Source organism: Streptomyces sp. CBMA291 (genome assembly GCF_014596525.1).
In the GTDB taxonomy this organism is placed as follows: Bacteria; Actinomycetota; Actinomycetes; order Streptomycetales; family Streptomycetaceae; genus Streptomyces.
The window spans coordinates 1-20,370 of the sequence record NZ_MSJP01000085.1; the positions used below are offsets into that span (position 1 = coordinate 1).

At 71.7% G+C, this 20,370-nt stretch carries 18 protein-coding genes and 1 tRNA gene; 14 read left to right on the forward strand and 5 right to left on the reverse strand.

Annotation, left to right across the window (positions count from 1 at the left end; translation table 11 throughout):
• Positions 1 to 211 (reverse strand): hypothetical protein (locus tag BU197_RS30620; protein WP_223184109.1); only part of this gene is annotated, 211 nt, incomplete at its 3' end.
• A 313-nt stretch (positions 212 to 524) separates the two neighbouring features.
• On the opposite strand from BU197_RS30620, the gene BU197_RS30625 reads away from it, so the two are divergent.
• Entirely contained in the window at positions 525 to 1,568 is a 1,044-nt protein-coding gene (locus BU197_RS30625; protein ID WP_223183680.1) for a hypothetical protein, read from the forward strand.
• 72 nt (positions 1,569 to 1,640) lie between these two features.
• Here BU197_RS30625 and BU197_RS20675 read toward each other — a convergent pair whose 3' ends face one another.
• The gene (locus tag BU197_RS20675; RefSeq protein WP_188269782.1) at positions 1,641 to 2,639 is read right to left on the reverse strand and encodes an SMI1/KNR4 family protein; all 999 of its coding nucleotides are present in this window, start codon (positions 2,637 to 2,639) and stop codon (positions 1,641 to 1,643) included.
• Between the two features lie 269 nt (positions 2,640 to 2,908).
• Here BU197_RS20675 and BU197_RS20680 point away from each other — a divergent pair, with 269 nt between their 5' ends.
• Both BU197_RS20680 and BU197_RS20685 read left to right on the forward strand, forming a co-directional pair.
• Positions 2,909 to 3,421 carry a YwqJ-related putative deaminase gene (locus BU197_RS20680; protein ID WP_188269783.1) on the forward strand — a complete coding sequence of 171 codons (513 nt, stop codon included), beginning with the start codon at positions 2,909 to 2,911 and terminating at the stop codon, positions 3,419 to 3,421.
• A gap of 10 nt (positions 3,422 to 3,431) precedes the next feature.
• Positions 3,432 to 3,923, forward strand: a complete 492-nt coding sequence (locus BU197_RS20685) for an SUKH-3 domain-containing protein (RefSeq protein ID WP_188269784.1) — start codon at positions 3,432 to 3,434, stop codon at positions 3,921 to 3,923.
• Positions 3,924 to 4,059: 136 nt separating this feature from the next.
• Here BU197_RS20685 and BU197_RS20690 read toward each other — a convergent pair whose 3' ends face one another.
• The gene (locus BU197_RS20690) at positions 4,060 to 5,433 is read right to left on the reverse strand and encodes a sensor histidine kinase (protein ID WP_188269785.1); all 1,374 of its coding nucleotides are present in this window, start codon (positions 5,431 to 5,433) and stop codon (positions 4,060 to 4,062) included.
• A gap of 168 nt (positions 5,434 to 5,601) precedes the next feature.
• Between BU197_RS20690 and BU197_RS20695 the strand changes: the two genes are divergently transcribed.
• The 7 genes from BU197_RS20695 (at position 5,602) to BU197_RS20725 (ending at position 11,948) form a co-directional block, all read left to right on the forward strand.
• A tRNA-Gln gene (locus BU197_RS20695) sits at positions 5,602 to 5,673 on the forward strand.
• Between the two features lie 110 nt (positions 5,674 to 5,783).
• Positions 5,784 to 7,232, forward strand: coding sequence for a bifunctional UDP-N-acetylglucosamine diphosphorylase/glucosamine-1-phosphate N-acetyltransferase GlmU (gene glmU / locus BU197_RS20700; protein WP_188269786.1), 1,449 nt, complete (start codon positions 5,784 to 5,786; stop codon positions 7,230 to 7,232).
• Between the two features lie 121 nt (positions 7,233 to 7,353).
• On the forward strand, positions 7,354 to 8,328 hold the full coding sequence (locus BU197_RS20705; protein WP_188269787.1) for a ribose-phosphate diphosphokinase: 975 nt from the start codon (positions 7,354 to 7,356) through the stop codon (positions 8,326 to 8,328).
• A 268-nt stretch (positions 8,329 to 8,596) separates the two neighbouring features.
• A complete protein-coding gene (locus tag BU197_RS20710; RefSeq protein ID WP_188269788.1) occupies positions 8,597 to 9,178 on the forward strand; it encodes a 50S ribosomal protein L25/general stress protein Ctc in 582 nt (193 codons plus the stop codon).
• Positions 9,179 to 9,307: 129 nt separating this feature from the next.
• A complete protein-coding gene (pth, locus tag BU197_RS20715) occupies positions 9,308 to 9,904 on the forward strand; it encodes an aminoacyl-tRNA hydrolase (protein WP_188269789.1) in 597 nt (198 codons plus the stop codon).
• A gap of 98 nt (positions 9,905 to 10,002) precedes the next feature.
• Positions 10,003 to 10,446, forward strand: a complete 444-nt coding sequence (locus BU197_RS20720) for a hypothetical protein (protein ID WP_188269790.1) — start codon at positions 10,003 to 10,005, stop codon at positions 10,444 to 10,446.
• Positions 10,447 to 10,883: 437 nt separating this feature from the next.
• On the forward strand, positions 10,884 to 11,948 hold the full coding sequence (locus BU197_RS20725; RefSeq protein ID WP_223183672.1) for an LPXTG cell wall anchor domain-containing protein: 1,065 nt from the start codon (positions 10,884 to 10,886) through the stop codon (positions 11,946 to 11,948).
• Positions 11,949 to 12,015: 67 nt separating this feature from the next.
• Here BU197_RS20725 and ppc read toward each other — a convergent pair whose 3' ends face one another.
• Positions 12,016 to 14,745 (reverse strand): phosphoenolpyruvate carboxylase, encoded by a 2,730-nt coding sequence (gene ppc, locus BU197_RS20730; RefSeq protein WP_188269791.1) that lies wholly within the window; start codon positions 14,743 to 14,745, stop codon positions 12,016 to 12,018.
• A gap of 265 nt (positions 14,746 to 15,010) precedes the next feature.
• Here ppc and BU197_RS20735 point away from each other — a divergent pair, with 265 nt between their 5' ends.
• From BU197_RS20735 to BU197_RS20750, 4 genes are all read left to right on the forward strand, one after another.
• Positions 15,011 to 15,985, forward strand: coding sequence for an acyl-CoA desaturase (locus tag BU197_RS20735; protein WP_188269792.1), 975 nt, complete (start codon positions 15,011 to 15,013; stop codon positions 15,983 to 15,985).
• On the forward strand, positions 15,982 to 16,662 hold the full coding sequence (locus BU197_RS20740; protein WP_188269793.1) for a TetR/AcrR family transcriptional regulator: 681 nt from the start codon (positions 15,982 to 15,984) through the stop codon (positions 16,660 to 16,662). Before BU197_RS20735 ends, BU197_RS20740 begins: the two co-directional genes overlap by 4 nt.
• Positions 16,663 to 17,089: 427 nt before the next feature.
• Entirely contained in the window at positions 17,090 to 18,799 is a 1,710-nt protein-coding gene (locus BU197_RS20745) for an FG-GAP repeat domain-containing protein (protein ID WP_188269794.1), read from the forward strand.
• A 279-nt stretch (positions 18,800 to 19,078) separates the two neighbouring features.
• Entirely contained in the window at positions 19,079 to 19,576 is a 498-nt protein-coding gene (locus tag BU197_RS20750) for a MarR family winged helix-turn-helix transcriptional regulator (protein WP_188269795.1), read from the forward strand.
• Here BU197_RS20750 and BU197_RS20755 read toward each other — a convergent pair.
• Complete coding sequence (locus tag BU197_RS20755) at positions 19,535 to 20,311, reverse strand: response regulator transcription factor (protein WP_317452268.1); 777 nt, start codon at positions 20,309 to 20,311, stop codon at positions 19,535 to 19,537. The genes BU197_RS20750 and BU197_RS20755 overlap by 42 nt on opposite strands.
• Positions 20,312 to 20,370 lie beyond the last annotated feature (59 nt).

The window sequence follows — 20,370 nt, forward strand, 5'->3', positions numbered from 1 at the left end:
TCGGGTGCGCGAGCATCGTGGCCGCGTGCGCGACTCCGCCCGGGGGCGTCCCCGGAGCGGGCGGCGGTCCCGGCGGACCGGGAGGAGCGGGAGGACCGGCCGGACCGGGCTGCCCCGGCCGTACGGGCGCCGCCTGCGGCCCCTCGGGCCCGAGCTGCGACACCAGCTGAGTCGGTACGTAGGCGGGGGCGCCGCCCTGGGTGCCGGACACGGGCGGAGCGCCCGGGGCCGACGGGGCGCCGGGAGCGCCCTGCGAACCGGGGGCTCCGTGAGGGCCCGGGGTTCCCGGGGCACCGGGCGTGGCAGGAGTCCCCTGGCCGCCCGACGCGGCCGGGGCGGCGGGAACACCCGGGATACCGGGAGCGGCCGAATCGCCCGGAACACCCGGCATGCCCTGGGCACCCGGGCTCCCCGGCGTGCCCGGCGTGCCTGGAGGCGGAGGCGGCGTCGTCAGGCTTCGCCCGTCCTTCAGGCTTCGCCCGTCCTCCGGTCGTCTCGGCGCCTTGCCCGTCTCCGCGTCCGCGATGTCCTCGCCTGCCGGCGGCGCCGGAGGAGACAGCGGGACCGGCGAGGACGGCGGCGGGGTCGGTGCGGACGGCGGGACCGGCGGCGGGGTCGCGTCCGCCTGGGCCGGGGCACCCGGGTCCAGTCGGGGGGAGATCGCCGTGGCGGGCAGCGCGCTGCCCCCCTTCATCAGGGCGGTCGGCGCGTCCGCGCCCACGGAGGGCGGCGGGGCGTCCTCGTCGTCCGAGCCCGAGAGCGGCGGTGCGAAGACGGTCGCGGGCAGCGGCACCGCGCCGTCCGCCCCGCCGGAACTCGCGTTGGCGTCGGCCCACGGGCCCGCCCCGGAGCCGGGCTTCTCCGCCGGGACCCCGTCCATCTCGGTGGGCTCGTACCCGTCCTCCCCGGCCGAACCGCCCTCCTCCACCGAAAACCCAGAAGACCCAGAGGACGCCGAGGACTCAGAGGACGCAGAAGACTCCGAGGACGCCGACGGCATCGGCGGCACCGAAGCCGACGACGACTCCACCGACAGCTCCGAAGACGGCTCGGACACGGACGCCGCAGGCGCCACGGGCGGCAGCGGCCCCGGCGACCCGGGCCGTGCCTGCGGAACCGCCGAAGCCGTCGTCACCGACGGCGCCGAGGACTCCACCGAAGCCGACGGCCCCGTCTCCCCCGCGCCCACCGGCTCCGAGGTGTCGTCCGCCGACGCCGTCGCGCTCGCGTTCTCCTGCGATACGTGCGGCTGCTTCGGCAGGCCGATCTTGTCCGCCGCGTCCTGGAGCCACTCCGGCGGGCTCAACAGGAACGACGTCTGGTTCAGGTCGATCCGGGCCGCCGGGACCGCCGCCTGCGCGGGCACGTCCTCGTCGGAGCCGTACTCCTCCTCGTACCGCCGGATCACCTCGCCGACCGGAAGCGCGGGCCAAAGGGTGGCCTCGCCGCTGTCCCGGGCGATCACCAGACGCTGGCGTCCGCCGTCCGACGTCGGTCCACCGGACCGATCCTCCGCCCACACCACGAATCCAAGTTCGAATTCGCGTACGCGTACCTCACGGTGCTGATACCCCGGCAGGTCGCCGTTGATCCACTCCTCGGCGCGCTCCTGCGCCTGCGCGAACGTCACCACAGCCCACTCACTCCCCCACCGGGACCACGGGCACCGCTCGCGCGAAGCCGCCGTCCACCATCAGGTTCGCCACCGTCTCCAGCTCCGGCGGATTGCCCGCGAGCCGCTGGAGGAACGCGTCGAAATCCGCACCGCACGGCAGCAGCAGGCGTTCCACCCGCTCGCCGACCGACCAGCCCGCCGCCGTCTCACCGGCGTCCCGGGCGTCGTCGTACGCGCAGAACCACACCGAACCGACCGCCTCGCCGCGCACCTTCAGCGCGATCAGACCGCCCTGGACGAACGCGACGCCCAGATAATCCTTGGTCAGATGGTCCCGCAGACACTTGTTGACATAGACGAGGTCGTTGACCCCCGCCTCCTCGCGGACCGTGAAGAACGGCTGGTCGACCAGGAGTCCCAGCTCCGCGTCGAGCGCCGCCCCCACCGGGGCGCAGCCGCCCGCCGCCTTCAGGAACGAGCGGTACGCCCCCGGCAGCCGGTAGCCGAGGTCCTCCTCCACGCCCTGGAGCTGCTGCTCCGAGACCGACACCAGGCCCTTGGGGAGCCGGAAATGGGCCGGCCGGGTCTCCTGGAGCGGGCGGGTGCCCCGCTTGGCGTGGTCCACCGCCGCCGTCGCCACCCCGCCGTGGTGCCGCAGCAGCGCCTTCACCTCGACCGGGACCAGTTCCATCCGGCGCTTGTCCGCCACGTGGTGCCAGGTCCAGCCGTGCGGGGTCGCCACCGCCGGGATCGTGTCCCACAGCTCATGGCCGGTCGCCGCCATCGCCGCGTTCGCCGAGACGTAGTCCGTGAGCCTCAGTTCGTCGACGCCGAAACCCTCCGGCGGATCGGCGATCTCCGCCGCCGCGCGCGCGTACGGCGAGAAATCCGGATAGCCGGAACCGTCCACCCGTACCCCGCGCGGATGGCGGGCGGCCCGCACCGGATCGGGGAAGTGCACGACCTGCCCGGCATAGGCCGCGTTCGGTGGCGCGGTGTCCTGCCCGAGCCGACCTGTCGTCATGGCGGTTGCCCCCTGCACTGGCGTCGCTGACTGCCGCTACCCGCAGCCCCACGGCTGCTCCTGACTGATGCCGCACAGCCTATGCGTTGCCACAAGAGGCCGAACCGGACCGATCCGGCGGTTACCAAGCGTCACGACACCATGACAATCACATCGTGCTCACGACACACCGAAACCCCTGTTCCGCCGCCCCAGCTTCCCCATATGGCTCCCTATTTGGCAGGCTGTCCACGCAACTCGGGGGATTGCAGGAGGGGAAGACCAGCGCTATGCACACCGCACCTACACCCACACAGGGTGACCCACGTCTCAACTGGAGCAGCAACGCCGACCACGGCCGTGCGCCCACCCTGAGACACCGCCGTGACGGCATCCTCCCCACCGTGGGCGCGGCCCTCTCCGTACGCGGCGAGATCCTCACGTGCACGGCGGGGCGCGGCGACCGGCCGCCGGTGCTGCACGCCCTCGTCCAGGACTTCCTGGACACCCTCACCAGTGCCCAGCGAGAACGTTTCACCGGCCGCTGCCCCGAGGCGATCCTGCTCTCCCGGCACCTGACCGCCACCGAGAACGGGCGCTCCAAGCGCGCCCAGCGCAAGCCCCTCACCCACGGCGAGGCCCGCCGCTCCCTCAAGCAGGCCAGACTGACGGCCCGGCGCATCCGCGAGGACGGCGACCCGCTGCACGGCTCGTACGCGGCTCCCTGCCGGTCCTGTACGGCGATGCTCGCCCACTTCGGCGTCCGTGCCGTCGACCCCACCACGCCCGCAGAGAACGGCTGACCGCGCACTCATGCCCGACCACCTCAGCACGACCCGCTTCCCGGTCAACGTCGACGCCGCCCTGCGCGCGGCAGGCTGGCAGCCCGGCCGTTGGAACATCAAACTCGCCGAGGAGTGGGCCGACGCCCTGCGCGCCCACGTCTCCCCCGCGGGGCACCGGCACAGCGTCTTCCCCTCCGTCGTCGAGGCGTGGGCCGAGTTCGGCGGGCTGCGGGTCACCACCCCCGGCCACGGACGCCAGATAGCGCCCGCCGCTCTCCATTTCGACCCGCTCGCCGGGCTCCACCTCCCCCGTACCCTCGCGGACCTCGGCCGCGCCCTGGACACGGAGATCGCTCCGCTCGGGGAGGAAGGGGAGCAGCAGGCGGTACTCGCCATGGATGTCGAGGGACGCGTCTACAGCCTCGACCACGCGGGCGACTGGTACCTCGGCAAGGACATCGACGCCGCCCTCTCCGCCCTCGTCACGGGCGCGCGCCCGACCCGCCTGACGGCGGGCTGAGAAGACGGTCCCCGCTCCCGTACGAACGGGGCCACCGCTCCCGTACGAACCGGGTCACCGTCACCGTACGAACCAGGTCACCGTCCCCACACGAACCGGGTCACCCCTCCCGTACGAACCAGGTCACCCCTTATCCCTATCCCTCCGGCAGCGGCAGCGTCGCCGTCGGCAGTACCGCCGAGACGCGGAAGCCGCCCTCGTCCGTCGGGCCCGAGACGAAGACGCCGCCGAGGCGCAGGACCCGCTCGCGCATCCCCACCAGGCCGTTCCCTCCGCTCGGGAGCCGTACGTCAGGGGTGCCCGCGTCCGAGGGGCACGGGCCGTTCTCCACCTGCATGGCCACCTCTGCCTCCCGGTGCGCGAGCCGCACCACGACCGCCGAGCCCGCCGCGTGCTTGTGCACGTTGGTCAGCGCCTCCTGCACGACCCGGTACGCGGTCCGCTCCACCTCCGGCGGATGCGCCCGCACCACGCCGATCACCAGGAACTCCACGGCCGCCCCCGCGAGCCGCGACTGTTCGCAGAGCGCGTCGAGGGAGTCCAGGCACGGGCCGTCCTCGGCCGCCGCCTCGGCCGCGGCGGCCGCCGCCCGTCCCACGGCGGCGAGCGGCACCGAAGCCGGAGCCTCCGGGGCGGCGGATACGGCGGGTGCGGCGGCCAGGGAGGAGGAGCCCTCCCGCAGCACGCCCAGCATCTCCCGCAGCTCCGTCAGCGCCTGCCGTCCCATGTCGCCGACGAGGGCCGCGTTCCGCACCGCTTTCTGCGGGTCCTTCAGGGCCACCGCCTGGAGCGCCGCCGCGTGCACCACCATCAGCGACACCCGGTGGGCCACCACGTCGTGCATCTCGCGCGCGATCCGCGTCCGCTCCTCCTGACGGGCCCACTGGGCGCGCTCCTCGGCGCGGTCGGCGAGCAGCGACAATTCCTGTTCCAGGCTGTCGGCCCGCTCCCGCAGGCTCTCCATGAGCCGGCGGCGGGCCCCTATGTAGAGGCCGAAGAGGAGCGGCGGCGCGTTGAGGCCGAGCGTCATGAAGAGGGCGACGACGGGGACGTACCAGCCGCTGGGGTCGATGTCCGGGGGCCCGGCGTCGACCTGGGCGACGTCCTCCCGCATCCGGACCATGGTCACCACGAAGACGGCGAGCGTCGACATCCCGGCGAGCACGGCCGTGATCCGGCGCGGCACCTCCGAGGCGGCGAGCGAGTAGAGGCCGACGATCCCCAGGAGGAAGCCCATCTCGGTGGGGGTGATGGCGATCGAGACGAGGACGACGGCGATGGGCCAGCGGCGGCGCACCAGCAGCACCGTGCCGACGAGCAGCCCGAAGAGCACGCCCACGGGCACCGGCAGTCCGGTCTTCCCTGCGAAGCCGATGCCCTCCACCGCGCATTCCAGTGACGACAGCAGGGCGAGCCCGACATCGAGCACGGCTCCGCGCCGTCTCCCCCACCACCACCAGTTCCCCGCGCGGACGCCCACGGCGTCCCGGTCTGCCCCCGTTGTGGTCATACCCACCACCCTACGGGCGGGCCCCGTCCGGCGAAGCGCGCCGCCCGGCCAGGCGACGCACCCCCTGCCCCGCCCGTGCACCGTCGCGTCAAGGGGGCCGGGTACGGCATAGTGGGGGGCCACCGGCCAGGCGGTCATTCGTTCTGCCCGTTTTAGCTGGTCATGCAATCCCCTGTGGTGTAATCGGCAGCACTGGGACCTTTGGAGTCCTATGTCCGGGTTCGAGTCCTGGCAGGGGAGCCGCACTGTACGGGTCCTGACCTCCTCGGGTCAGGACCCGCGCTCATGTCCGGGCCCAGGCCCCCCGGTATCCTGCGTGGGTCCACCACCCAAAGCCGAAGGGCATTCCCGTGAGCGCCAACCGCCCGGCAGCCGTCGTCGTCCTCGCAGCGGGTGAGGGCACCCGTATGAAGTCGAAGACCCCCAAGGTCCTGCACGAGATCGCCGGACGGTCCCTCGTCGGCCACGTCGTCTCCGCCGCACGGGAGCTGGAGCCCGAGCACCTCGTCGTGGTCGTCGGGCACGCCCGCGAGCTGGTGCGCGGTCACCTGGAGGAGCACTACGCCGGTACCCGTACCGCCGTCCAGGAGGAGCAGAAGGGCACCGGGCACGCCGTGAGGACCGCCCTCGAAGAGCTGGGCGAGACGCCCGGCGGGACCGTGGTCGTCGTCTGCGGCGACACCCCGCTGCTCTCCGGCGAGACCCTGCGGGCGCTGACCGGCACGCACGCCGCCGACGGCAACGCCGTCACCGTGCTGAGCGCCGAGGTGCCGGACTCCACGGGCTACGGGCGGATCGTGCGCGACCCGGCGACCGGCGCGGTGACGGAGATCGTCGAGCACAAGGACGCCACCGAGGAGCAGCGCGCGCTCAAGGAGATCAACTCCGGCGTGTTCGCGTTCGACGGGCAGCTGCTCGCGGACGCCCTGGGCAAGGTGCGGACGGACAACAGCCAGGGCGAGGAGTACCTCACCGACGTGCTTTCGATCCTGCGCGAGGCCGGGCACCGGGTCGGCGCCTCGGTCGCCGCCGACCACCGCGAGATCCTCGGCATCAACAACCGCGTCCAGCTGGCCGAGGCGCGCACCCTGCTCAACGGGCGCCTGATCGAGCGGGCGATGCTCGCCGGCGTGACGGTCGTGGACCCCGCCTCCGTCCTGGTGGACGTCACCGTGACCTTCGAGCCGGACGCGGTGCTCCTGCCGGGCACGCAGCTGATCGGCGCCACCCACATCGCCGAGGACGCCGTGGTCGGCCCGAACACGCGCCTGGAGAACACCACCGTCGGCAAGGGCGCCCGGGTGGACAACACGGTCGCCCTCTCCGCCGTGATCGGCGAGAGCGCCTCCGTGGGCCCCTTCGCGTATCTGCGTCCGGGCACGAACCTGGGGCCGAAGTCCAAGGCGGGTACGTACGTCGAGATGAAGAACGCGACGATCGGCGAGGGCACCAAGGTCCCCCACCTGTCGTACGTGGGCGACGCGACGATCGGCGAGTACACCAACATCGGCGCCGCCAGCGTCTTCGTGAACTACGACGGCGAGTCCAAGCACCACACCACGATCGGCTCCCACTGCCGGACCGGCTCGGACAACATGTTTGTGGCTCCCATCACGATCGGGGACGGCGCCTACACCGCCGCCGGGTCCGTGATCACGAAGGACGTGCCCGCCGGCTCGCTGGCCGTCGCCCGTGGCCAGCAGCGGAATATCGAGGGTTGGGTGGCCCGGAAGAGGCCCGGCAGCGCCGCCGCGCAGGCCGCCCAGTCCGCCTCGCAGGACTCCGCCGGCGAAAGCTGACCGGAAACAGGTACGTCGAACACGGCGTACCGTGATACGTGCACATAAATTCGGCTGGCTCGCACACGCGCACGACGGCTCGTGGCACGCGACCAGAGAACACGTCTGAGGAGACAGTGCTGTGACCGGGATCAAGACGACCGGCGAGAAGAAGCTGATGCTCTTCTCCGGCCGCGCCCACCCCGAGCTGGCCGAGGAGGTCGCGCACCAGCTGGGCGTCGGCCTCGTTCCGACCAAGGCGTTCGACTTCGCCAACGGTGAGATCTACGTCCGCTTCCAGGAGTCGGCCCGCGGCGCCGACTGCTTCCTGATCCAGAGCCACACGGCTCCCATCAACAAGTGGATCATGGAACAGCTGATCATGATCGATGCTCTCAAGCGGGCCTCGGCCCGGAGCATCACCGTGATCATCCCGTCCTACGGCTACGCCCGCCAGGACAAGAAGCACCGCGGTCGCGAGCCGATCTCGGCCCGACTGGTGGCGGACCTGCTGAAGACCGCGGGTGCCGACCGCATCCTCACGGTCGACCTGCACACCGACCAGATCCAGGGCTTCTTCGACGGCCCGGTCGACCATCTGTCGGCGCTCCCGGTCCTCGCGGACTACGTGGGTGCCAAGGTCGACCGCGCCAAGCTGACGATCGTCTCCCCGGACGCGGGCCGCGTGCGGGTCGCCGACCGCTGGTGCGACCGTCTCGACGCGCCGCTGGCCATCGTGCACAAGCGCCGTGACAAGGACGTCGCCAACCAGGTCACCGTGCACGAGGTCGTCGGTGACGTGAAGGGCCGCGTCTGCGTCCTGGTGGACGACATGGTCGACACCGGCGGCACGATCTGCGCCGCCGCCGACGCGCTCTTCGCGCACGGCGCCGAGGACGTCATCGTGACGGCCACGCACGGCATCCTGTCCGGCCCGGCCGCCGACCGCCTGAAGAACTCCAAGGTCAGCGAGTTCGTCTTCACCGACACCCTCCCGGTCCCCGGCGCCCTCGAACTGGACAAGATCACCGTCCTGTCGATCGCGCCGACGATCGCCCGCGCGGTGCGCGAGGTCTTCGAGGACGGTTCGGTGACGAGCCTCTTCGAGGAGCAGTAGGACACTCCGGCCTCGGCCGGGCAGCAGGGCCGTTCCTCCGTCCGGGGGAACGGCCCTCCGTCGTTTTCGGCCACCCTCCGAAGAGGGTTTCGGTGATCGAATTGGGTGGTAGAGGGGTCGGCCGGTAGACTGTCGTAGTTGCTCGGCGAGGGAGGCCGTACCCCCATGGGGTCACGGCGGTCCGTTATCGACGCGCTCTTCGTAGCAGGCCATCGCCAGTCGTGGCCGGGTGACCACCACGTTCGTCACCTTTCTACGAGGAGTGCACATGTCCGAGGTCAAGCTCGCCGCCGCCGTCCGCACCGAGTTCGGCAAGGGCGCCGCCCGCGCCATCCGCCGTGACAGCCAGGTGCCCGCCGTCGTCTACGGCCACGGCTCCGAGCCCGTCCACATCACCCTCCCGTCCCACGAGCTGGGCCTGGCGCTGCGTACGCCGAACGTCCTGCTCTCCCTGGACATCGACGGCACCAACGAGCTGGCGATCCCGAAGGCCGTCCAGCGCGACGCCATCAAGGGCTACCTCGTCCACGTCGACCTGATCCTCGTGAAGCGCGGCGAGAAGGTCACCGTCGAGGTCCCGGTCCAGGCCGAGGGCGAGCTGGCCGCCGGTGGCAACCTGCTGGAGCACGTGCTCTCCACCGTGTCGGTCGAGGCCGAGGCCACCCACCTGCCCGAGGCCGTCACCGTCTCCGTCGAGGGCCTGGAGGCCGGTTCCTCCGTGCTCGCCGGCGACCTGGTCCTCCCGGCCGGTGTCTCCCTCGTGACCGAGGCCGACGTCGTCGTCCTCCAGGTCCTGGCCGCGCAGGCCGAGGAGCCGGCCGCCGACGCCGCCCAGGGCGACGAGGCCTGAGCCGTAGGCTCTCTCTGACGTGACGGGGTGACGGGCCACACGGCCCGCCACCCCGTTTCGCTGTCCCGCCCTGGCTTCCCCCTCCCCCTCCCCCCTTCCCTCCGTACGCACCCGAGGAGACTGACGCAGATGACGGACGACGCGGACGCCCCCTGGCTGATCGTCGGCCTCGGCAACCCGGGGCCCGAGTACGCGGCCAACCGGCACAACGTGGGCTTCATGACGGTGGACCTGCTCGCGGAACGGATGCGCGGCTCGTTCAAGCGCGCGCAGAAGGCGCAGGCGCAGGTGGTCGAGGGCCGGATGGGCCCGCCCGGACCGGCGAGCCGCCGGGTGATCCTCGCCAAGCCCATGTCGTACATGAATCTCTCCGGCGGCCCGGTGACCGCCCTGCGGGACTTCTACAAGGTGCCGACGGCGCACGTGGTCGCGGTCCACGACGAACTGGACATCGATTACGGCGTCCTGCGGCTGAAGCTCGGCGGCGGCGACAACGGGCACAACGGCCTGAAGTCCATGACCAAGGCGATGGGCCCCGACTACCACCGCGTCCGCTGCGGCATCGGCCGCCCGCCGGGCCGGATGCAGGTCGCCGACTTCGTCCTCAAGGACTTCTCCTCGACGGAGCGCAAGGACCTCGACTGGTTCGTGGACCGGGCGGCCGACGCGGTGGAGTGCCTGGTCGCGGAGGGCCTGGAGCGGGCGCAGTCGGCGTACAACTCGTAGGACGCCGGCGGGTTTTCCAGGGGCGGTCCACGGCTTCGGCCGGGGCCGCCCTTCGCCGTACCCGGCCCCATGAACGTACGACTGTACGATCGCGGACCATGACGCACGCCCGCAACGCCGCCATGGCCCTCCTCGCCCTGCTGCTTCTCGTCGCGGGTGCCTGGGTCTCCTGGGACTCGGCCCAGCACGTCCTGCTCGCCAAGGGGCGGGAGCACGGGACGCTGACGGTGACCGGGTGCGACGAGAAGACGTGCGGCGGGCGGTACACCCCCGAGGACCCCGCCTCGGCGCGACGGACGCTGACGATCGCGCGCTCGGTCGCGGCGCGGAGCGGCGAGACGATCCCGGTGGTGGTGAAGCCGGACACGAACGAGGGCGTACGGGCCGGGTGGGGCGGCGGTCTGCACGCGTGGCTGCCGCTGGGCGGGGCGCTGCTGCTCGCGGCGCCGCTGATCGGCGGCGGGCTGCGGCTCACGAGGACGGCGTGGTCGATGGCGGGGGCGGGCGGGGCGCTCCTCGTGGCGGTCTTCTTCACGCTCTGAGCGACGGGCCGTCCCCGCGCCCTCCTTCCCCCTCTCCCTGGATACCGCTCCGGCTGGATACGGCTCCGGCCGGTGCTTCGCGCTGCCCTTTTGCGCCCGCTGACTCCCCCTTGTCAGCTTCTATCCGTATATCACCAGGCGACTAAACGGCTCTCAAACCTGGACATAAAGCTCACCCCTGAGCCTTACGCTCCGAAATCATCACATGGTCACCTTCTGTGCCGATTTCACCCTCGCGCACCTCTCTCGACACCACCTCACCCCCTTCAACCCCTTTGATATCCCTTGAGTTTCCGGGCCCGCGTGGACTGATCGAACCCCACCACTCCCCGGCCTCGTCCTTATTCACCTCTGCCCTGAGGATTACGAAGAGCAACGGATAGGCTGCCCCCCTGCCATCCCCCACGCATCTCTCATCCGATATGGACGACTGCCCCATGCGACGCTCTTTCATCCCCGCAGCCGCACTCGTAGCGGCCATGGCGGGCTCCCTCGCCCTCGCCCCGGTGGCCTTCGCCGCGAAGGGCGACAACGGCACGGTCAAGATCCACGACGCCAGGACCGGCGAGGAGAACACGGCCAACGAACCGAAGGTCTGCGCGTTCTACCTGGACGCGTTCCACTTCGACGCCTCCCAGAAGGCGACCTGGCGCATCGAGGCCTGGGCGAACAACGACAAGGACAAGGGCACCGAGGTCAAGAAGGGCGTCATCACCCTGGACGCCAAGGGCCACGGCCGCACCGGGGACATGACCCTCGACAACGGCCAGTACAAGCTGTTCTGGAACTTCGACGGCGAGCACGGCTCGGGCAAGAAGAAGGTCTTCAAGGTCGCCTGCGAGCCGGGCGGCTCGACCGGCGGCTCGACCGGGGGCACCACGGGCGGCTCCACCGGTGGCTCCACGGGCGGCGAGACCACGGGCGGTACGACCGGCGGCGAGACGACCGGCGGGACCACCGGTGGCGAGACCACGGGCGGCACGACCGGCGGGGAGACCACCGGGGGCACGACCGGCGGGGAGACCACGGGCGAGACCACCGGCGGGGAGACCACCGGCGGTTCGACCGGGGGCGAGACCACAGGCGGGACCACCGGCGGCGAGACCACGGGCGGCACGACCGGCGGCGAGACGACCGGCGGCGAGACCTCCGGCGGTGACACGACCGGTGGCGACACGACCGGCGGCGGTGAGACCACCGGAGGCGAGACCGGCGGTTCGACGGGTGGCGAGACCACGGGTGGCACGACCGGCGGCGAGACCACCGGGGGCTCCACCGGCGGCGAGACCACGGGCGGCACCACCGGCGGCGAGAGCACCGGGGGCGAGACCGGCGGTTCGACCGGCGGCGAGCAGACCACCGGCGGCTCCGACACCAAGGGCGGCGACCTCGCCGAGACCGGCAGCAGCGCCCCCGTGGGCATCATCGCCGGGGTGGCCGTCGCCCTCGCCGGGGCCGGCGCGTTCCTGGTGAGCCGCCGTCGCAAGGCGCAGCAGCACTGACGCACCCCGTGAAACGGCAGGTGCCCCCGTGGAGATCTCCACGGGGGCACCTGCCGTTCGGGACCGGTCAGCCGGTGTTGCGCAGACCCGCCGCCACACCGTTGACGGTGAGCAGCAGCGCCCGCGCGAGCAGCGGGTCGGGCTCCGCGCCCGCCTCGGCGTCCGCGCGCTGACGGGCGAGCAGGGCGACCTGGAGGTAGGAGATCGGGTCCAGGTAGGCGTCACGGATGGAGAACGTCTGCTGGAGCACCGGGTTGGAGTCCAGGAGCCGCTCGCCGCCGGTGACCTTGAGGACCTCGGCGACGGTCAGCGCGTGCTCCGCCTCGATCGTGTCGAAGACGTGCTTCAGCTCGTCGGGCACCAGGGTGTCGACGTAGTGGCGGGCGATCCGCAGATCCGTCTTGGCCAGCGTCATCTCGACGTTGCCGAGGAAGTTGCGGAAGAAGTGCCACTGCTCGTACATCTCGCCGAGGACCGGGTCGAGACCGGCCTCCCGCAGCGCCTTGAGGCCGGAGCCGACGCCGAACCAGCCGGGGACGATCTGGCGGGACTGGGTCCAGCCGAAGACCCACGGGATGGCGCGGAGTCCGTCGAGCCCGGCGCCCGAGTCGGGGCGGCGCGAGGGGCGCGAGCCGAGGTGCAGATCGGCGAGCTGGTCGACCGGGGTGGCCGCGAAGAAGTACGCGGGCAGGTCCGGGTCCTCGACCAGACGGCGGTACGCGGTGTGGGCCGCGTCCGAGACGGTGTCCATGGCCGCGTCCCAGCGGGCGAGGGCCTCGTGGGACTGGCGCGGCGCGGTGTGCAGGGCGGAGGCCTGCAAGGTGGCGGCGACGGTCAGTTCGAGGTTCTCGCGGGCGAGGGACGGGATCAGGTACTTGTCGGAGATGACCTCGCCCTGCTCGGTCACCTTGATCTCGCCCTCCAGGGTGCCCCAGGGCTGGGCGAGGATCGCGTCGTGCGAGGGGCCGCCGCCGCGCCCGACGGTGCCGCCCCGGCCGTGGAAGAGGCGGAGCCGCACGCCGTAGCGGTGGGCGACGTCGCGCAGCCGGCGCTGGGCGCGGTGGATCTCCCACTGGGAGGTGGTGATGCCGCCGAACTTGGAGGAGTCCGAGTAGCCGAGCATGACCTCCTGGACGTCGCCGCGGAGCGAGACCAGACGCCGGTAGGAGGGGTCGGCGAGCATCCCGTCGAGGATGACGTCGGCGGCCTTCAGCTCGTCGGTGGTCTCCAGGAGCGGCACGATGCCGATCTTGGCCCAGCCCGCGTGCAGGTCGATCAGTCCGGCCTCGCGGGCGAGGACGGCGGCGGCGAAGACGTCGTCCGCGCCCTGGCACATCGAGATGATGTACGACTCGATGACCTCGGGGCCGAAGCGCTCGAAGGCCTCCTTGACGGTGTGGAAGACGCCGAGGGTCTTCGCACCGGCCGCGTCGAGCGGGGCGGGCGTGGGCGCGAGCGGGCGGCGCGAGCGCAGCTCCTTGGCGAGCAGCTTCTGCCGGTAGTCGCGCGGCATGTCGGCGTACCGCCAGGACTCCTCGCCGAGGCGGTCGAAGAGCAGACCGAGGGCGTGGTGGTGGGCGTCGGCGTGCTCGCGCACGTCCATGGTGGCGAGCTGGAGGCCGAAGGCGGAGAGGGTGCGGATGGTGCGGTCCATCCGGCCGTCGGCGAAGAGACCGCCCCGGTGCTCGCGGAGCGAGGTCTGGATCAGGGTGAGGTCGTGCAGCAGCTCGGACGTGCCGAGGTAGTCGCGGCCCGGCTGGTGGGTGGTGCCCGCGGCGAGGCGCTCGCGGGTGTTGACGAGCTTCTGCCGGACGCAGGTGGCCTTGAGCCGGTAGGGCTCCTCGGCGTTGAGGCGCTTGTAGCGGGGGCTGATCTCCGGGAGGAGTTCCAGGTCGCGCTGGAGGGAGTCCAGGAGTTCCTGGGTGGCTCCGGTGTAGCGGATGGAGTTGGAGAGCAGTCCGCGCAGGTAGTCGACGAGTTCGAGGGCGTCGGTGATGCCGTGCTCGTGCTGGAGGATCAGGACGTCCCAGGTCACCTGGGGGGTGACGTTGGGGTTGCCGTCGCGGTCGCCGCCGATCCAGGTGCCGAAGGTGAGCGGGCGGGTCCCGGCGGGCAGCTCGTAGCCGACGCGGTCGAGTTCGGCGGCGAGGTCCTCCAGGACGTCGCCGACGGCGCCCGCGTGCAGCTCGTCGAGGTAGTAGATGGCGTTGCGGGCCTCGTCGGCGGGCTCGGGGCGGACCACCCGCAGCTCGTCGGTCTGCCAGATGAGGTCGATGTTCTCGGCGAGCCGCAGATCGACACGGCGCCGGTCGGCCTCGATGACCGGGGTCTCCAGGAGGGCGGCGATCCGGCGCAGCTTGTTGAGGACCGAGCGGCGGGCGGCCTCGGTGGGGTGCGCGGTGAAGACGGGGCGCACGTTGAGGTTCTTGATGGTCTCGCGTACGTGCTCGGGGTCGCCGTCCTTGAGCATGTCGGCGGTACGGGCGAGGAGACCGCCCTCGGCGGCGCGCTTCTCGCGCATCTCGCGGCCGCGGTGGACCTGCTCGGTGACGTTGGCGAGGTGGAAGTAGGTGGAGAAGGCGCGCACGAGCTTGGCGGCTGTCTCCAGCTCGACACCGCGCAGCAGTTCGGCGGCTGCCTCGCCGTCCTCACGGGTGAGACCGCGGACCCGCTCGACGAGGTCGAGGAGTTCGTGGCCCTCCTGGCGGACGAGCGTCTCGCCCAGCAGGTCGCCCAGTCGGCGGATGTCGGCACGCAGCTCGGTGCTGGCGGTGGGAGTCTGGTCGGCACTGCTCACAGGTGAGGCTCCTTGCAGTGTTTGAGCACGTCTGGAGGGGTTCTGGAGGCTTGCGGACCGCGCTGTCCGACGCACCCAGGATAGGTGGCCGCCGTTCCGGCGGGGGCGCTGCCCCTGTGGTGCCCTCTTGCCGCGCGCCGCGGCGCTGCCATACTTACGACGCCGTAGGTTACGGAAGCGTAGCCAGGGTGGCCCTTTGCCGTACTTTCTCCGCTCTCCGCCACCTGACGGCCTCCCCTCCTTCCCCTCATCCCCAGGGACACCCATGACCACCAGCCCCGAAGTGACCGCGGCGCCGGACGGTGCCGCGGTCCTGCCCTCCGCGACGCTCGGCGGGGACAACAAGCGGTCGATCGAGCAGATCACGCTTCTCCTCTTCATCACGGTGCCGTTCCTCGCGCTGCTCGCGGCGGTGCCGCTGGCCTGGGGCTGGGGGGTGAGCTGGCTGGATCTGGGGCTGATGGTGGCGATGTACTACATCGGCTGCCACGGGATCACGATCGGTTTCCACCGGTACTTCACGCACGGCTCCTTCAAGGCGAAGCGCCCGCTGCGGATCGCGCTCGCGGTCATGGGTTCGCTGGCCGTCGAGGGGCCGCTGGTGCGCTGGGTGGCGGACCACCGCAAGCACCACAAGTTCTCGGACGCGGAGGGCGACCCGCACTCGCCGTGGCGGTTCGGCGAGACGCTCCCGGCGCTGATGAAGGGCCTGTGGTGGGCGCACATCGGCTGGATGTTCGACGAGGAGCAGACGCCGCAGCACAAGTACGCGCCCGATCTGATCAAGGACCCGGCGATCCGGGCGGTCTCGCGCCAGTTCGTGCTGTGGACGGTGGTGTCGCTGGCGATCCCGCCGCTGGTGGGCGGGCTCGTCACGATGTCGTGGTGGGGCGCGTTCACCGCGTTCTTCTGGGGCTCGCTGGTCCGGGTGGCGCTGCTGCACCACGTGACCTGGTCTATCAACTCGATCTGCCACGCGGTGGGCAAGCGCCCGTTCAAGTCGCGGGACCGCTCGGGCAACGTGTGGTGGCTCGCGGTGCTGTCCTGCGGCGAGTCCTGGCACAACCTGCACCACGCGGACCCGACGTCGGCACGGCACGGGGTGCTGCGCGGGCAGGTCGACTCCAGCGCGCGGCTGATCCGCTGGTTCGAGCTGGCGGGCTGGGCGTCCGACGTGCGGTGGCCCGCGAAGTCCCGCATCGAAGCCCGCCGCCAGGGCGCGTCCGCAGACGTTGCATGATGGACGACGTGGCGATCGACGGCAGGACCAGCGGCAGCAGCGAGCAGAAGCCCCGGCGCGGGCGCCGGGTGCGGATGACGGGCGCGGAGCGCCGGGAGCAGCTGCTGGACATCGGCCGGACACTGTTCGCCGCGAAGGGCTTCGAGGGCACTTCGGTGGAGGAGATCGCGGCCAAGGCCGGGGTCTCCAAGCCGGTGGTGTACGAGCACTTCGGCGGCAAGGAGGGGCTGTACGCGGTCGTGGTCGACCGGGAGATGCGCCAGCTCCTCGACGGGGTGACGGGCGCGCTGACGGCGGGGCACCCCCGGGAGCTTCTGGAGCAGGCGGCGTTCGCGCTGCTCGACTACATCGAGAACTACACGGACGGTTTCCGCATCCTGGTGCGGGACTCCCCGGTGGCGCAGTCGACGGGCACGTTCGCCTCGCTGATCAGCGACATCGCCACCCAGGTGGAGGACATCCTCGGGCTTGAGTTCAAGGCGCGGGGCTTCGATCCGAAGCTGGCGCCGCTGTACGCGCAGGCGCTCGTGGGCATGGTGGCGCTGACGGGGCAGTGGTGGCTGGACGTCCGCAAGCCGAAGAAGGCGGAGGTCGCGGCGCATCTGGTGAACCTGGCCTGGCACGGTCTGGACGGCCTGGAGGCGAAGCCCCGGCTGATCGGGCACCGCAAGAACTGACGGGCACCGCCGAGACCCGGGCCCCTCGGGGCCGGTCGGCACCCGGGACCGGTCGGCACCCAGGGGCCCGTCTGCGCCCTGGCCCGTCGGCACCCGGGGCCGTCTGCACCCGGCGGCGGACGGCGGGCGGCAGGCACCCGGCGGTGGACGGCACCAGTGTCCGTCGCCGCCTCTCGGCCCCTCTCGGGACCCGTCGGAAACCGCCGGATCCCGAAGAACTGACCGGACGGTCGGATTCTCACTGTAAACCTCTGGTAAACGCTTCCCCGATGAGTAGACTCATGTTCAACATCCGGGGGGGGATGTTCCGACCGTCCTACGAGGTCGTCTCCGCGTGCCCACTGACATGCCCTGACGCCGTTCGACGCGTCCGTGAACCCCCTCCGTTTGGCCCCGTTGAACCTCTGATCCCTGGGGGGGATCTCTTTTGTTCTTCCTTCGCTCCAAGCGGGCCCGTCGTCTCGCCGGCTGCACCGCTCTCGCCGTCTCCGCCGGCATGCTCCTCGCGAGCCCCGCATCGGCCGCCGCCCCGGCGCCCCGGCCGACCGTCGAGAAGCCCGCTCCGGCGGCCTCCGCGCCCTCGAAGCGGGCCGTCCCGCAGTCCGACGCGGCTCCCGCCGCCCGAGCCTCGGCCGCCGACCCGCTGCCGTCCCGCTCCGACCTGGACGGCGACGGCAAGACCGACCTGTTCATGCGCATCGGCGACGAGCTGCACACGGCGACGACGAACTCCGCCGGCGACGAGTTCTTCCGCGACTACGACACGAGCTTCGTCAAGGACATCATCCCGCTCGGCGACTTCGAGCGGGACGGCAGCGGCCCCGAGGTCCTGACCGTCTCCAAGTCCGGCGCCGTCACCCTGTACGGCAACGCCACCTCGTCCTTCGGCAACTACCGCTGGACGGGCGCCGGCTGGAACATCTACAGCAAGCTGTTCTCGCCCGGCGACATCAGCGGTGACGGCCACGCCGACGTCCTCGCCCGGACGTACTCGGGCGAGCTGTGGGTCTACACGTCGACCGGCAACCCGTACGCCCCGTTCCACGCCCGCAAGAAGATCGGCAACGGCTGGAACGCCTACGACCAGCTGGTCGGTCTCGGCGACAGCGACGGCGACGGCAAGGGCGACTTCCTCGCCCGTACGCCCTCCGGCCAGCTCTTCTACTACGGCAGCACCGGCAACCCGGGCACGGTGAAGCCGCGCAAGCAGGTCGGCCAGGGCTGGCAGCAGTTCAACCAGATCATCGGCGTCGACGACGACAACGGCAACGGGATCCCGGACCTCCTCGCGCGTGACGACAACGGCACGCTGTGGGAGTACTTCGGCACCGGCAAGGGCTACTTCACCGGCCGCAAGCAGGTCGGCGCGTCCGGCGGCTGGGGCGGCGTCGGCCAGTTCTCCGGCGCGGGCAACGTGCCCTCGCACGGCAAGGAAGGCCTCCTGGCCCGCGACAAGGCCGGCACGCTCTTCTGGTACAGCGGCTACAACGCCAAGCTGGGCAAGCGCTACCAGATCAGCGACACCGGCGGCTGGGCCGGTTCGACGATCTACGAGGTCAACTCGCTCGGGCGCGACGCGAACTCCGACACCCTGGAGATCTACCAGGGCAAGCTGTACGGCGGCGAGACCTCCTTCGGCGGCGGCTGGGGCGCGATCAACATGATCGTCGGTCCCGGCGACCTGAACGGCGACGGCAGCGGCGACTTCGTGGCCCGGGACCGCTCCGGCGTCCTGTGGCTGTACCGCGCCAACCAGGACGGCACCGCCCTGCACGCCCGCGTCAAGGTCGGCGGTGGCTGGGGCGGGTACGACCGCATCGTCGGTTCGGGCGACTACACCGGCGACGGTCTGAACGACATCGTGGCCCGCGCCAAGGACGGCTCGCTCTACCTGCACGCCGGTACGGGCAAGGCCGCCTCGCCGTTCAAGCCGCGCACCCGCATCGGCGGCGGCTGGAACGCGTTCTCCAAGCTCGTGGCGCCCGGTGACCTCAACGGCGACGGCAAGGGCGACCTGCTCGCCGTCACCTCGGGCGGCGACGTCTACCGCTACTCGGGCACCGGCGTGGCCGGCAGCCCCTTCAAGCCGAAGGCCAAGATCGGCTACGGCTACCAGATCTACAACGGCCTGTACTAGTCGTACCGCGCACCCCCGGGTCGCACGCCGCACTGGTCGCACCGCGCCCTCCGGGTCGCACAGGACGCCCCGCACCGGAACTCCGGTGCGGGGCGTCCGCGTTCCCGGGGCCGGTGCGCGAGCCGACCGGGCGCGGTGCGCGAGGGCCGACCCGGGGCGGTGCGGCGGATTCCGGAAAGCGGGTCTCTCGATATCAAGATGCTTGAGATCGATATGCTTGTCGTAAAGAAACTCGAACCCAAGAGACTTTATGTCAACAGACCCTCTACACTGATCGTCATGGAGGACGAGGTCGACCGACTGGTCGCTGCATGGCGCCGCGAGCGCCCCGACCTCGACGTGGAACCGCTCGAGGTGCTCAGCCGCGTCTCGCGGCTCGCCCGGCACCTCGACCGCGCCCGTCGGCTCGCCTTCTCCGAGCACCACCTGGAGCCCTGGGAGTTCGACGTCCTCACCTCCCTGCGCCGGGCCGGAGCGCCCTACCAGCTCTCCCCCGGCCAGCTCCTCACCCAGACCCTGGTCACCTCGGGCACCATGACCAACCGCATCGACCGGCTCACCAAGAAGGGCCTCGTCGAGCGGCTGCCCGACCCCAGCGACCGGCGCGGCGTCCTCGTCCGGCTCACCCCCGAGGGCCGCGACCGGGCCGACGAGGCACTGGCCGGACTCCTCGCCCAGGAGCGCGCCATCCTGGCCCGGCTCTCCCCCGGCCAGCGCACCGAACTGGCCGGACTGCTACGCCGGCTGACCGCCCCGTTCGACAACGTCCCCGGCTGACGGAGCCCCGAGGACCGGCGCGGGCCCCACCCCCGCCCGCCGGGCGAGGGCCACCGCCGCGAGTGTCGAGTGCACGCCCAGCTTCCCCAGCACGTTCTGCATGTGCGTACGGACCGTGTGCGGGGACAGGAAGAGCCGCTCGGCGACCGCCTTGCGGCCGAGACCCGCCACCATGCAGCACAGCACCTCCCGCTCACGCGGGGTCAGCGACTCCACCAGACGCTCGCTGTCCGTCCGGTGCTTGCGGACCTCCGTCAGCTCCCGCAGCACCCCGGTGAGCAGGGCGGGCGGCAGATGCGTCTCGTCCCGCAGGACCCCCCGCACCACCACGAGCAGGCGCTGGAGCGAACAGTCCTTCGCCACCCAGCCCGAGGCCCCCGCCTGGAGCGCGAGCGCCGCCCGGTGCGGGTCGTCCCTCTCCGCCAGGACCACCATCCGGGCCCCGGGATGCGCCGCGCGCACCCCCGCCACCAGCGAGATCCCGTCCACGACGCCCTCGGCATCGTCCGGCACCACCCGGGGCACGGAGCCCGGCGGACCCGCGCCCAACTCGGCGTCCACGAGCAGCACGTCGAATCTGCGCCCCTCCGCCGCCCCGCGCTCCAGACAGCGCAGGGCCGCCGGGCCGCTGCCCGCCGCGGACACGTCGACATCGGGCTCCGCGGCGAGCGCGGCGGCCAGCGATTCGGCGAAGACGCGGTGGTCGTCCACCACCAGGACACGGATGCGTGCCACGGACACCCCCAAGTGTCGAGGAACGGGAACCGAAGCGGGTACGGAGCCGGGGACCGGGC

What these genes read in the sequence shown, in the direction of transcription:
- BU197_RS20725 (WP_223183672.1), top strand. Translation starts at nt 10,884, where the DNA reads ATGCGACGCTCTTTCATCCCCGCAGCCGCACTCGTAGCGGCCATGGCG.
- BU197_RS20675 (WP_188269782.1), bottom strand. Translation starts at nt 2,639, where the DNA reads ATGACGACAGGTCGGCTCGGGCAGGACACCGCGCCACCGAACGCGGCC.
- BU197_RS20740 (WP_188269793.1), top strand. Translation starts at nt 15,982, where the DNA reads ATGATGGACGACGTGGCGATCGACGGCAGGACCAGCGGCAGCAGCGAG.
- BU197_RS20720 (WP_188269790.1), top strand. Translation starts at nt 10,003, where the DNA reads ATGACGCACGCCCGCAACGCCGCCATGGCCCTCCTCGCCCTGCTGCTT.
- BU197_RS20750 (WP_188269795.1), top strand. Translation starts at nt 19,079, where the DNA reads ATGGAGGACGAGGTCGACCGACTGGTCGCTGCATGGCGCCGCGAGCGC.
- BU197_RS20735 (WP_188269792.1), top strand. Translation starts at nt 15,011, where the DNA reads ATGACCACCAGCCCCGAAGTGACCGCGGCGCCGGACGGTGCCGCGGTC.
- BU197_RS20685 (WP_188269784.1), top strand. Translation starts at nt 3,432, where the DNA reads ATGCCCGACCACCTCAGCACGACCCGCTTCCCGGTCAACGTCGACGCC.
- BU197_RS20710 (WP_188269788.1), top strand. Translation starts at nt 8,597, where the DNA reads ATGTCCGAGGTCAAGCTCGCCGCCGCCGTCCGCACCGAGTTCGGCAAG.
- BU197_RS20680 (WP_188269783.1), top strand. Translation starts at nt 2,909, where the DNA reads ATGCACACCGCACCTACACCCACACAGGGTGACCCACGTCTCAACTGG.
- BU197_RS30625 (WP_223183680.1), top strand. Translation starts at nt 525, where the DNA reads ATGTCCTCGCCTGCCGGCGGCGCCGGAGGAGACAGCGGGACCGGCGAG.
- BU197_RS20690 (WP_188269785.1), bottom strand. Translation starts at nt 5,433, where the DNA reads ATGACCACAACGGGGGCAGACCGGGACGCCGTGGGCGTCCGCGCGGGG.
- pth (WP_188269789.1), top strand. Translation starts at nt 9,308, where the DNA reads ATGACGGACGACGCGGACGCCCCCTGGCTGATCGTCGGCCTCGGCAAC.